The sequence below is a fragment of the Paenalcaligenes niemegkensis genome (genome assembly GCF_022230885.1).
Lineage (GTDB): Bacteria > Pseudomonadota > Gammaproteobacteria > Burkholderiales > Burkholderiaceae_B > Paenalcaligenes > Paenalcaligenes niemegkensis.
Window position 1 is genome coordinate 1,867,611 of record NZ_JAKGCT010000004.1, and the last position, 13,316, is coordinate 1,880,926.

Annotated in this window: 9 protein-coding genes and 2 pseudogenes; 3 read left to right on the plus strand and 8 right to left on the minus strand. The window is 50.7% G+C overall.

Annotated elements, in window-relative coordinates; genetic code table 11:
* Positions 1 to 27 precede the first annotated feature (27 nt).
* The 3 genes and pseudogenes from L1889_RS13090 (at position 28) to L1889_RS13100 (ending at position 2,127) form a co-directional block, all read left to right on the plus strand.
* Positions 28 to 1,012, plus strand: a pseudogene (locus L1889_RS13090) (NAD(P)H-dependent flavin oxidoreductase).
* Position 1,013: 1 nt separating this feature from the next.
* Complete coding sequence (locus L1889_RS13095; RefSeq protein ID WP_238665474.1) at positions 1,014 to 1,757, plus strand: enoyl-CoA hydratase-related protein; 744 nt, start codon at positions 1,014 to 1,016, stop codon at positions 1,755 to 1,757.
* A 133-nt stretch (positions 1,758 to 1,890) separates the two neighbouring features.
* A complete protein-coding gene (locus L1889_RS13100) occupies positions 1,891 to 2,127 on the plus strand; it encodes a hypothetical protein (RefSeq protein WP_238665475.1) in 237 nt (78 codons plus the stop codon).
* Positions 2,128 to 2,241: 114 nt separating this feature from the next.
* Here L1889_RS13100 and L1889_RS13105 read toward each other — a convergent pair.
* The 8 genes and pseudogenes from L1889_RS13105 to atpA all read right to left on the minus strand — a co-directional run bounded on the left by L1889_RS13105 (position 2,242) and on the right by atpA (position 13,305).
* A pseudogene (locus tag L1889_RS13105) lies at positions 2,242 to 4,253 on the minus strand (UvrD-helicase domain-containing protein).
* A gap of 60 nt (positions 4,254 to 4,313) precedes the next feature.
* The gene (locus L1889_RS13110; protein ID WP_238665476.1) at positions 4,314 to 6,416 is read right to left on the minus strand and encodes a primosomal protein N'; all 2,103 of its coding nucleotides are present in this window, start codon (positions 6,414 to 6,416) and stop codon (positions 4,314 to 4,316) included.
* Positions 6,417 to 6,725: 309 nt separating this feature from the next.
* Complete coding sequence (gene hemE, locus L1889_RS13115; RefSeq protein WP_238665477.1) at positions 6,726 to 7,799, minus strand: uroporphyrinogen decarboxylase; 1,074 nt, start codon at positions 7,797 to 7,799, stop codon at positions 6,726 to 6,728.
* Between the two features lie 32 nt (positions 7,800 to 7,831).
* The gene (locus L1889_RS13120) at positions 7,832 to 8,635 is read right to left on the minus strand and encodes a response regulator (RefSeq protein WP_238665478.1); all 804 of its coding nucleotides are present in this window, start codon (positions 8,633 to 8,635) and stop codon (positions 7,832 to 7,834) included.
* A 216-nt stretch (positions 8,636 to 8,851) separates the two neighbouring features.
* Positions 8,852 to 9,274, minus strand: coding sequence for a F0F1 ATP synthase subunit epsilon (locus tag L1889_RS13125; RefSeq protein WP_238665479.1), 423 nt, complete (start codon positions 9,272 to 9,274; stop codon positions 8,852 to 8,854).
* Between the two features lie 9 nt (positions 9,275 to 9,283).
* On the minus strand, positions 9,284 to 10,705 hold the full coding sequence (atpD, locus tag L1889_RS13130; RefSeq protein ID WP_238665480.1) for a F0F1 ATP synthase subunit beta: 1,422 nt from the start codon (positions 10,703 to 10,705) through the stop codon (positions 9,284 to 9,286).
* Positions 10,706 to 10,726: 21 nt separating this feature from the next.
* Complete coding sequence (gene atpG, locus L1889_RS13135; protein WP_238665481.1) at positions 10,727 to 11,665, minus strand: F0F1 ATP synthase subunit gamma; 939 nt, start codon at positions 11,663 to 11,665, stop codon at positions 10,727 to 10,729.
* Between the two features lie 98 nt (positions 11,666 to 11,763).
* Entirely contained in the window at positions 11,764 to 13,305 is a 1,542-nt protein-coding gene (atpA, locus tag L1889_RS13140) for a F0F1 ATP synthase subunit alpha (RefSeq protein ID WP_238665482.1), read from the minus strand.
* Positions 13,306 to 13,316 lie beyond the last annotated feature (11 nt).

Below are 13,316 nucleotides of genomic sequence, written 5' to 3' on the forward strand. Positions count from 1 at the left end.
TCTTATATAACAAGGAGTTAGCACGAAATGCCTTCTACATTAACGCAAACCCTTATAGCTCAATTACGCCTGCCTGTGTTCGCAGCCCCCATGTTTATCGTTTCCACCCCCGAACTTGTTATTGCCCAGTGCATCAGCGGTATTGTGGGCTCAATCCCCGCGTTGAACGCCAGACCTCAAAGCAAACTCGGGACTTGGCTTGCTCAAATTGAGGAAGGCCTGGAAAGGCAGCGCAAGCAACATCCTGACCAGCCCCCGCCCCCTATGCGATCAACCACATTATTCACCAGTCCAATGACAGGCTGATAGACGATCTCGCCGTTTGCGCCGAGCATAAAGTCCCGTTGATTATTACCAGCTTACGAGCGCCCGACGATATCGTTCCGCAGGTACACAACTGGGGCGGCAAGGTTTTTCATGATGTGACCACCCTGCGCCATGCCAAGCGAGCCATACAGGCTGGCGTAGACGGTCTGATTTTAGTAGCGGCAGGCGCGGGCGGCCATGCTGGCCCTCTGAGCCCTTTTGCCCTGCTGGCCGAGGTTCGAGCCATCTTCGATGGACCGATAATTTTATCGGGGGCAATCAGTCGCGGGGCTGACGTACTAGCCGCTCAGGCCATGGGAGCTGACTTTGCCTACATAGGCTCACACTTTATTGCCAGTATCGAAGCGAATGCTGCCGATAACTACAAAAAGACCTTAGTCAGTGCCGAGGCTTCAGATATTGTCCACACGCCCTACTTTACCGGCATACCGGGAAACTACTTAAGACAAAGCATTATTGCTGCCGGTCTGGACCCGGACAACTTACCTGAATCTCAAGAAACAGCATTTGGCTCTGCGGACTCCGATGCCAAAGCCTGGCGTGATATCTGGGGTGCGGGTCAGGGGTCGGCAGTATAAGGGCGATAGAGCCGGCCCAGGCCATCTGCGAACGATTGATTGCCCAATATCATCGAGCCTTCCGTGAACTGCAAGATAACTACATTCCTAATCGGAAGGGAGGGTGACATGATTGAGGTAACACGCCATGCCCATTGGATTGAACTCGGCTTGAACCGCCCCTCTCACATGAATGCTATAAATGCGGACATGTATCATCGCCTTGCGAGAGAGCTTACTGCAGCCGATAGTGAGCCTTCTCTTACCGCAGTCATACTTCGCGGGCATGGCCCACATTTCACCGCAGGCAATGATCTATCGGAGTTTAAAAATTTCGATGCCGACGCTCCGCTTGCTGCCGTTGAGTTTTTAAAAAGCCTGGTTAACGTAGACATTCCTCTTTTAGCCGCTATTCAAGGAAACGTAGTAGGCGTGGGCGTGACCATGTTGCAGCACTGCGACTTTGTATACGCTAAATCCGATGCGCTATTGTCCATGCCTTTTACCAAACTGGGAGTTTGTCCTGAAGCAGGTGCGAGTCTGGCTTTCGCACAAATTGTGGGTGATAAGAACGCGGCTCGATGGTTACTGGACTCTGAGCCCTTCACTGCTGAGCAAGCCCTGGAGGCTGGTTTGCTGACGGCTATCAGTGATCCCTTCACCCTGCCTGTAGAACTGGCGCGAGACAGGGTGCAATCGCTAGCTCTGAAGCCTTCGGCCGCCCTGCGTGCAACTAAACGTTTAATGAGATCTCACCAGCGCGCAGCATTGCTGAAGGCTATTGACGACGAAGTGCAATTATTTAAACAACGGCTGCAAAGCCCTGAAACGCAGCTGATCGTCCAAGGGTATTTGAGGCATAAACGTATGTGAACGGTTTTATCGCTGCGCATGAGGGGTCAGAGCAGACATTCTTTTAGCGAGTCAGGGTTTACCCTTGACTAATGCCTAGGGTAAACCCTATAATAGGGTTTCTGTCAGTCATTTAACCCAAAAGGTATTACAAATGTCGACTATGACAACTTATTCGCACTACATACGCTGGAGCGACTCCCTTGAGCGCGATGTAATGCAAAAAGCTCTCGATAACGGAGAGTCTGTTTCTATCACCGAGCTGGCTGTTAATGTAGTGAACTTCATCAAACGCGCCGCGACCGGCATCATGAACTATGTTGTAGCCCTTACTGAAGCATTGAACGAAGCACGTGCGCGTGACGCCCACTTTACTTCTTCAGGCTGGTAAGAATCTCAGCTTGAGCAGGTTCAATCCTGACTGTGTTGATGCAAAAGCAAAAAGCCTGCAAATTGTTGCAGGCTTTTTTACATTAATTGATGAGTTAGACGCCCAGCTATAGATTTAGCCTGTCTTATTCAATAAGTCTTTCAAACGTCCCAATCGCTCTTTAGGACTGAGAGCCTTATCCTCCGGACTTTCGGTAATGGCCATTGCCTCTAGCGCCATTTCTTCGATGAACCGGGACTGCTCACGCACCACGTACTCACGAGCACGACGGCGACGCTTGCACCAGCTCAAACGTAAGCTACGCTGTGCACGGGTAATTCCTACATACATAAGGCGGCGCTCTTCTTGCACGCGGCCTAGCATCACAACTTGCTCGTCATCGCCAAAATCCTCGTCATCCCGTCCCAGGTGGGGCAACAGCCCTTCTTCCACACCCACCAAAAACACATGCGGATACTCCAGGCCTTTGGAGGCATGCAAAGTCGAAAGCCTGACTGCATCAGGCTCTTCTTCGTCTTCATTTCGCTCAAGCATAGTGACCAGTGTCACATGCTGCACGAGTTCTCTCAAACTCATTCCGTCCTCGGATGCCTTTCGCTTTAACCACCCCACCAGCTCCAGGACGTTAGTCCAGCGAGACTGGGCCGGACGCTCATCGAATAAATCATAGAGATACCGCTCGTAATCAATGGCATTCAACAGTTCGTCAAGGAGCTCGTCGGCTTGTGCCTGCGCGTGCTCAGCCTTATCCCGGATTCGCCGGATAAACTCGGCAAAGGTTTGCAAAGGCTGCAACTGGCGCTCTGCCAGGTTATCAGTCAGGGCAATTTCAAAAACAGCTTCGAATAAAGAGCAGCCACGCTGCGAGGCAAATTCACCCAGTTTCTGCAGTGTGGTTTGTCCAATCCCACGCCGAGGCGTCGTAGCAGCGCGAATAAACGCAGGATCGTCCTGATCATTGGCGATCAGGCGCAAGTAAGCCAAGACATCACGAATTTCCGCTTTATCAAAAAAGCTTTGGCCCCCGGATATAACATAGGGAATACGCAAGTCGCGCAAGGTTTGCTCAAAGATTCTAGCCTGATGATTGCTGCGATACAGCACCGCAAAATCCCGCCACATGGCCTTGCGATCAAAACGTTCAGCCGACAGGCTTACCCCACCCACTCGGCCTCGGCTTGTTCATTGTCAGCCGCCTTAACACGAATACTTTCGCCCACCCCCAAATCGGACCATAGCTTTTTACCGAAGACTACCGGATTATGCGCAATAACATTGTTGGCCGCCGCCAGGATTCGCTGTACCGAGCGGTAGTTTTGCTCGAGCTTGATCAACTTTAAGTTACTGAAGTCGTGTTCTAACCGTTCGAGATTTTCCACAGTCGCACCCCGCCATGCGTAAATGGCCTGATCATCATCGCCTACCGCCGTAAACATGCCCCTGGAGCCTACCAGCCCCATTAGAAACCGATATTGACATAAGTTGGTATCCTGGTACTCGTCTACAAGCAAATAGTGAACACGGGCCTGCCAGCGCTCGCGGACCTCGGCATGTACTTCGAGAATTTGAGCGGGCAAACGCACAAGATCATCAAAATCAACAGCTTGATAGGCCTCAAGCGTGGCACAGTAGCTGCGATAGACTTTAGCAGCCTCGATCTGACTAGGGGTGTTGGCAATGCGTTCTGCTGCATCGGGATTGAGCAAGGCGTTTTTCCACAAGGAGATTTCTTGCTGGACGCCTCGCAAGCGCGACTTGTCGGTTGTGGCCAGCAGTTCTTGTATGATCCCCAGGCTGTCATTGGCGTCCATAATCGAGAAACTGCTTTTTAGCCCAACATATTTAGCCTCTTCACGAAGAAAACGCAGCCCCAACGAGTGAAAGGTACTGACCGTAATGCCTCTGGCCAGCTTACGATCAACAAGCTGCATTAGGCGCTCATTCATTTCACGTGCGGCTTTATTGGTGAAAGTAAGCGCAACGACATTGCGCCCACTATAGCCACACTCACGTAATAAATAGGCGATTTTTTGCGTGATAACGCGGGTTTTACCACTCCCTGCCCCGGCCAGCACCAAGGCAGGGCCATCGAGATACAGTACCGCCTCGCGTTGGCGGGCGTTCATGTCATCAGGGACAGTTTGAGCCAATTTGTTTTGGGTAAGTTCTGACACGGGCTTCTTGGGTTATATCTCTAGCGGATCAACTTCTAGCACCCATCGCACTTTATGTTCGCGCCCCAGCTGATGAAGCTCGAAGCCCCACGCGCGCAGGAACAATTGCAGTGATGGGCGGTGAGTACTTTCAATTAATAATTGTGCTCGCTCTACATTTGCAACCCTGACAATACGTAAAGGCACCGGATCGTACAATCTTACTTGCTCGGTACCCGGTAGCGCAGGATTGAATTTCTGCGGCAAATCGCGCGCCGCAGTCAAGAATGACAAGGCTACGGCAAGCTCTTTAGATTCAGCTGTTAACAAGGCTTGAAAAGCAAATGGAGGTAAAGCAATGGCTTCCCGTTCGGCCAGGGCGTTGTGCGCAAACCCTGCGTAGTCGTGCTTGATCAACGACTGATATACACTTTGCTCAGGGTATTCTGTCTGAATTAAAACGCGTGCGCCGCCGGTATGACGCCCTGCTCGTCCAGCTACCTGCATTAGCTGAGCGAACAAGCGCTCTGGCGCCCTGAAGTCTTGAGCAAACAGCATTGTGTCGGCATTAAGCACAACCACTAAGCCCAGATTGGCAAAATCATGCCCTTTGGCCACCATTTGCGTGCCTACAAGTATATCAACCTCGCCGGCATGAACTTGAGCAAACAAGGCTTCGGCTTCTCCCTTGCGCCGCGTGCTATCCGCATCGATACGTATTATGCGGGCTGCAGGAAAGTGCTCTGCCAAGAACTCTTCAATACGTTGGGTACCACGCCCCATGGGCTTGAGGTCTTGATCCCGGCAGTCAGGACAATGCTTTGGAGTCGGCGTCTGAAAACCACAATGATGGCATTGCAGATAAGAGCGTCCGATGGGTGATCTGTGCATTACCGTGTAGGCGCTACAGCGGGTGCATTGACTGACCCAACCACAAGAACTGCAATTTAATACTGGCGAATAGCCCCGTCGATTAATAAACACCAGAGCTTGTTGTTCTTGATCAAGACTATGCTGAATAGCTTTTAATAACTGCGGTGAAAAACCTTGCTCTAATTGGGCACGCCTGGTGTCAATCAAGGTGATATCAGGCATGGATACGGCACGCGCGCGATGCGTCAGGCTGCAGAGTTTATAGCGGCCCGCCTTGGCATGAGCCCAGCTTTCCAGAGATGGGGTAGCCGACCCCAGCACCACCGGAACACCAGCTTGATGGCCACGCCAGACAGCAAGATCACGCGCTGAATAGCGCAGACCTTCCTGCTGTTTATATGAGGTGTCATGCTCTTCATCAACAATAATCAAGCCCAGGTCTGGCAACGGCGTAAAAATAGAGAGACGTGTCCCCAGCAACACTTTGGCTTGTCCGGAGCTAATGGCTAACCATGCCCTTAAACGCTGTCCTTCCGACAAGCCACTGTGCAGAACCGCCAGTTCGTATTCGCCGTCGTTGTGCTGTAAGCGTCGTCGCAACGCCAGCTCAAACTGTGGAGTAAGATTTATTTCAGGCACCATAAATAGCACCTGCTTACCGCGAGCCAATACTTTTAAAGCGGCATCTAGATAGACTTCTGTTTTCCCGCTGCCCGTTACACCGAACAGCAAGATGGTGTTTGCGCTGCCTGTATCCAGAATGGCTGCCGCCGCTGCAGTCTGCTCATCGTTAAGCTGAGGCGGCACATCACTTGCCACCTTGGCCAATGCGCGAACTTTACGCTTAGCCAGCCGCGCTACGGGCCCGCCCGCCGCCAGCTTGCCGGTATAGGCCGACAATTTACGCAAACTGGCAGGAAGCACTGGAAGAATAACCTCACCCAGAGGACGCTGATAATAACTGGCTGCAAATCTGGCCATATCCAGCCACTGCGTTGACAAAGGTGGAGTGTCCTCCAGAACTTCGTCGACAGCCTTCACTTTATCTGCGGCGAAATTAGGTTGATCAGGGTTACTGACAACCACGCCAATCACTTTACGACGACCGAAATTGACGATGACCCTACAGCCAACAGCGACGGGCTCATCATGAAAATAATCAAAGACAGCGTCTATGGGTACATCCAGCGCGACGCCCAGCCAAAACCGGCTAGTGACTTGAGAATCAAGTGATGCAGAAACGGAAGTATTCTGTGCGCCCATGAGCTAAATACACCAATACAAAGAATGCAGGAGGGGGCAGCCAACGCCTTGCTGAGCCTAGACCACGAGCCTGTGGATAACTTTGGGGAGAATTCAGGTAAAAACCCAAGACAAGCTGTGGATAGCTTACTGTGAATATAAACAGTATACTTGCGAATTCAGCAAAGTACGATATAAATCAATAACTTACAGGCTTTCGTTCGTGTTTAACCTGAACTGGAATAAATACAGCAATTCGAACTGAAAAATGTGCACAACCCGTGCAAAGTAAATTTTAAAAGGGCCGTAAGGCCCCTTTAAACAACAGATCTACTTATGCATTTGTGCGCTGTAACTATGAACTTCGTCTACAAGAATTTTTACGGCCTCAGGAGGGGTAAAGCGAGAAATCCCGTGCCCGAAATTAAACACATGGCCCCCTGAGCCTACATCACCAAAATCATCTATTACCCGGCGAACTTCACGACGGATAGCCGCTTCGCCACCGAACATAGTCATAGGATCAAGATTGCCCTGGAATGCGACAGAATCATTCACTCTTTTTCGGGCCTGAGCCAGGTTAACAGTCCAGTCGACTCCGACTGCATCACTACCACATTGCGCGATATCTTCCAGCCATTGGCCGCCACCTTTAGTAAACACAATAGCAGGAATCCGCTTGCCGTTATGCTCGCGGATTAAACCATCGACCACGCGCTTTGTGTACTGGAGCGAAAACTCCTGGAACAGGCTGTCAGATAACACGCCGCCCCAGCTATCAAAAATCATGGCAGCTTGCGCACCTGCCTCAATTTGCTGATTCAGATATTGAATTGTGGTGTCTGCATTAATTTGCAGCATACGATGCACCAAATCTGGGCGGCTGTACATCATACCCTTGATTAACCGGTAATCTTGAGAACCCTGCCCTTCTACCATGTAGCAGGCAATCGTCCAGGGGCTACCTGCAAAACCTATCAGGGGCACCTTTCCGTCCAGCTCTTTACGAATAAGCTCTACCGCGTCAAAAACGTACTGCAATTTGGCCATATCCGGGATCTCGAGCTTGGCTACATCAGCCTCTGTACGCACCGGATGCGCAAAGCGCGGGCCCTCGCCTTCGACAAAATCCAGACCTAACCCCATAGCATGAGGAATAGTGAGAATATCTGAAAACAGAATTGCCGCGTCGAGATCAAAGCGGCGCAAGGGCTGCAAAGTAACTTCGCAGGCATACTCACGATTCTGGGCAAGATTCATGAATGAACCTGCCTCAGCGCGAGTGGCGCGATACTCAGGCAGGTAACGTCCGGCCTGGCGCATTAACCAAACCGGCGTATATGGAACAGGCTCACGCAACAAGGAGCGGATTAAGACATCGTTTTTAAGTTCTGGTAAAGACACGGCAATCCCTATGTGAAAAATGCCTAATGATTTTAACCATCAGTATGTGTATCGAGTGCTGATGCAGATTTAAATACATCAGCTTTTATATCGTGTTTACGCATCAAAGCCCAAAAAGCACGCCTATGCTTTTGCACAGAGCGCGCTGCCATCGCGATATTACCCGAACTGCGACCTAATGCGGCTCGTATATAGGCCTGTTCAAAACGGGCAACAACAACTGCCTTGGCTTGCTGAAAGGATTCGCGCGACGTAGCATAGCGGGTAGCCACAGCAGCAGCGTAGGCTTCAAGCGTGGCACCATTCTGGTGCAAAATAGTGGCGCACAATCGATCTTCCTCTGGACTTTGTCCAGCCCCTACAAAAGCAGGATTCAGCGCTTGGTATTGCCCACCAACAGCCTCTTCCAGTGCCATAGCAGCATGCCTATTCCGCTTCAGCATTTGGATGCGTATCCGGAGCTCTTCAATGCAGATAGGCGTCCGTAAAAAATCAACAATGCCCAATTTAAGCAAGTCGTTTAACGCTGCCGCCTTTACATTGCAAACTAAAGCAAATATCGGTGTCTGCAGTATAGACTGCGCGAACATGAGGCTTTTACGCGCCCACACTAAGTTATCGTGCGTAATAAGTAAAATACAAGCATCAAACCGCATCAGATGCATTGCCATAGCACGCAGCGTTTGTTCGCTCGATGCGATGGTAGGCAGAGCCAGATGCGCACTATTCAGCACCTGCAGGCTTAAACGGCCTTGCGCATAACTACCTGAGTAACCAAGCGCCCATTGCGGATTATTATCGAGAACCAGTAACGCACAATCCATTTGATCATTCACCACCTTCTCCGACCTTGTTGAGTTGAATAAAAGTAAAAGCCAATTGCTTTTCGTACTGTAAGAAAAGCTGGCACTTACCACAATTCGCACTTATAACAACTCGGAAACTACGTAGAGCCTGATCTACTTTGGGCTAACTTAAGATACTGACAACAAATAAAAGCAGGCGCCCAAAGGCGCCTGCTTTAGAGAAACCTTAGCGGTTCACCTACAGAATCAGTGACGCGAGGTTTGCTTGAATCGACGTGCAGCTGCTGCCTGGGCAGCAAGCATCGCTAACTCGGCTTCCACCACCGCGATATCTGATTGCTCTTTGGTATTTCGCAAAGCTTCCTCTGCACGAGCACGAGCTTCCAGGGCCTTGGATTCGTCAAGATCAGTGGCACGAATAGCCGTGTCTGACAATACCGTAACCTTACCCGGCTGAACTTCGAGAATACCGCCAGCCACAAAGATATGCTCTTCGTGGCCGTCGGCCATAACGATCTTCAGCGTGCCGGGACGGATGCGCGAAATCAATGGTGTGTGGCCGGGCAAAATACCTAATTCGCCAGACTCGCCGGGAAGCACCACAAAAGTAGCTTCGCCGGTAAACATTGATTTTTCGGCGCTGACCACGTCAACATGAAGAGTAGCCATGAGTATTCCTTACTGAAGGGTCTTAGCTTTTTCGAAGGCTTCGTCAATACCGCCGACCATGTAGAAGGCCTGCTCTGGGAGTGCATCACACTCGCCATCAACGATCATTTTAAAGCCGCGCAGGGTCTCGGCCAGCGTAACAAACTTACCAGGAGCACCAGTAAAGACTTCAGCAACGTGGAAAGGCTGAGACAAGAAACGCTGAATTTTACGAGCACGAGCTACAGCTTGCTTATCTTCGGGGGACAGTTCGTCCATACCCAGAATAGCAATAATATCGCGTAGCTCTTTGTAGCGCTGCAGCGTTTGTTGAACGCCACGTGCAATACTGTAGTGCTCTTCGCCCACAACTTGCGGGTCAAGCTGGCGACTACTGGAGTCGAGCGGATCAACAGCCGGATAAATACCCAAAGCGGCGATATCACGCGACAGTACAACCGTGGAATCCAAGTGCAGGAAAGTCGTAGCCGGGGATGGGTCAGTTAAGTCATCAGCCGGAACATAAACCGCCTGAATAGACGTAATCGAACCCGTCTTTGTTGAAGTAATGCGCTCTTGCAGCTTACCCATTTCTTCAGCCAGCGTTGGCTGGTAACCCACCGCTGAAGGCATACGGCCCAATAACGCGGAAACTTCAGTTCCGGCCAGTGTGTAGCGGTAAATGTTATCAACAAAGAACAGGATGTCACGCCCTTCGTCACGGAACTTCTCGGCCATGGTCAAGCCGGAAAGTGCCACACGCAGACGGTTACCTGGAGGCTCGTTCATCTGGCCGAACACCATGGCAACTTTAGACTCGGAGATATTGTCGAGCTGAATGACACCCGCTTCTGCCATCTCGTGGTAGAAGTCATTACCTTCACGAGTACGCTCACCCACACCCGCGAACACGGACAAACCACTGTGCGCCTTAGCGATGTTGTTAATGAGTTCAAGCATGTTTACGGTTTTGCCGACACCAGCACCACCGAACAGACCAACCTTACCGCCTTTAGCAAAGGGGCAAACCAGGTCAATAACTTTAATACCTGTTTCAAGAAGCTCTACCGATGGGGAGAGTTCATCAAACTTAGGAGCATCTTGGTGAATAGAACGACGCTCGTCGGTAGGGATTGGGCCAGCCTCATCAATTGGGCGTCCCAGAACATCCATAATACGTCCGAGTGTAGCTTCACCGACGGGAACCGAAATAGGCGCCCCTGTGTTGGATACGTCCATGCCACGACGTAAACCGTCGCTGGAACCCATAGCAATAGTGCGAACAATGCCGTCACCTAATTGCTGCTGCACTTCGAAGGTTAGTCCTTCTTCGGCGAACTTGGAGCTTGCATCTGCAAGTATAAGTGCGTCGTAAACCTTAGGAATGCTGTCGCGGGGGAACTGAATATCCACCACGGCGCCGATGCACTGAACGATGGTACCGTTGCTCATGTTTAGTCCTTGCTTAATAACTTATATGGTTAGCTGCAGCACTGCATTAAACGGCTGCAGCACCCCCACGATTTCAGAAATTTCTTTAGTAATTGCCGCTTGGCGGGTCTTGTTGTAGACCAGTTGCAGTTCGTCAATAACTTTTTTGGCGTTATCTGATGCTGATTTCATTGCAACCATACGCGCCGATTGCTCCGATGCCATGTTTTCGGCTACCGCCTGGAAGACCAGACCTTCTACGTAGCGCAATAACAGTTCATCGATTACTGTTTTGGAATCGGGTTCATAGATGTAATCCCAACCGTATTCCGTTTTGAGTACGTTTGCGTCATTGGACACAGCAGTCTCACCGGCGGTCTGGAATGGATCATCCAGATTGCTGGGTAATGGCAACAAACGAATGAAGGTTGGGTCTTGCTTCATTGTGTTGACGAACCGGCTGGTCGCCAAATAAACCGCATCGATTTTACCGTCGACAAAATCATCGATTTGCACTTTGATAGCACCGATCAACCGCTCAAGGTTTGGTTCGTCACCGAGCTGAACTTCCTGGGAAACCAGATTGGTACGAATACGAGCCAATGTTGAAGCAGCTTTACTTCCGAGCGCAGTTGCCTGCACGCGAACACCTTGCTCTTCGAACTCGCGCAAACGAGTCAACACCAACCGTAAAATATTGGTGTTCAAACCACCACAAAGCCCTTTATCGGTACTTACAACGACCACACCAACGGCTTTTAGCTCTTCGCGTTCAACCATGTAAGGGTGGGTGTAATCCGGGTGGGCCTGCATAAGATGTGCTGCAATTTCGCGCACCTTATCAGCATAAGGACGGCTTGCACGCATCCGCTCTTGCGCTTTGCGCATTTTGGATGCCGCAACCATTTCCATGGCTTTAGTGATCTTGCTCGTGTTTTGCACGCTCTTGATCTTAGTACGAATTTCTTTAATTCCGGCCATCACACTTTCCTGTAAAGGCGTTATCGGGACAGGAAATACCTGTCCCTATAATTAGGGCGATACCACATAGGCAACCGCCCATGCCTTAGCCTGCAGACTTAGAAAGCGCCATGCTTTTTGAAGTCTTCAATGGCGGCAACCAACTCGGCTTCGTCCTCTTTGCTGAGGTTGTTCGTATCTTCGATACGTTTAACCATTTCAGCATTCTTGTTGCGCAAGGAGTCTTTCAAAGCTTTTTCGAAAGGCAGCACTTGCTCAACTTCGAGGTCATCGAAGTAACCGTTGTTAACGGCAAACAGACTGACTGCCATTTCCCATACGGCCAGAGTCACATACTGAGGCTGCTTCAACAGCTCTACAACACGGCGACCACGCTCGAGCTGACGACGCGTAGCGTCGTCAAGGTCGGACGCAAACTGAGCAAAAGCAGCTAGTTCGCGATACTGTGCCAAGTCGGTACGAATACCACCCGACATTTTCTTGACCACTTTGGTTTGTGCGGCACCACCTACACGAGATACTGAAATACCTGCGTTAATGGCTGGGCGTACACCAGCGTGGAACAGATCGGTTTCCAGGAAGATCTGACCATCAGTAATAGAAATTACGTTGGTTGGAACGAAAGCGGAAACGTCACCGGCCTGCGTCTCGATAATAGGGAGCGCGGTCAGCGAACCAGTCTTACCTTTGACGGCACCGTTGGTGAATTTTTCTACGTAGTCGGCATTGACACGAGCGGCACGCTCTAGCAAGCGGGAGTGCAGGTAGAAAACATCGCCAGGATACGCTTCACGACCTGGAGGACGACGCAGCAACAAGGATACTTGGCGGTAGGCCCAGGCTTGTTTTGTTAAGTCATCGTACACAATCAGGGCGTCTTCACCACGATCGCGGAAGTATTCGCCCATCGTGCAGCCAGAATAGGGTGCCAAGTACTGCATAGCAGCGGACTCGGACGCCGCAGCAGCAACAATAATGGTGTATTCAAGCGCGCCATGCTCTTCGAGCTTGCGAACAACGTTACTGATTGTTGACGCCTTTTGACCAACCGCCACGTAAATGCAAGTAACGCCTTTACCTTTTTGGTTGATGATCGTATCAACAGCAACGGCTGTTTTACCTGTTTGACGGTCACCAATGATTAATTCGCGCTGACCACGGCCAATTGGCACCATGGAATCAATCGCCTTAATACCGGTTTGCAAAGGCTGGTCTACCGATTGACGTGCAATAACGCCCGGCGCAACCTTTTCAATAACGTCAGTTTCTTTAGCGTTGATTGGGCCCTTACCATCGATAGGGTTACCCAGGGTATCAACTACGCGGCCGCGCAATTCGGGACCTACTGGCACTTCAAGAATACGCCCTGTGGTTTTTACAGGATCGCCTTCAGAAACACCTGTGTATTCACCCAAAATAACAGCACCTACGGAGTCACGCTCTAAGTTTAGCGCCAAGCCGTAAACGTTGTTGGGGAACTCGAGCATTTCGCCCTGCATCACATCGGATAAACCGTGGATGCGTGTAATACCGTCGGTCACGGAAACAACCGTGCCTTGCGTGCGAATGTCTGTTGACGTGCTCAGGCCTTCAATACGGCTTTTGAGCAGTTCGCTGATCTCAGACGGGTTAAGTTGCATGTTCAGACTCC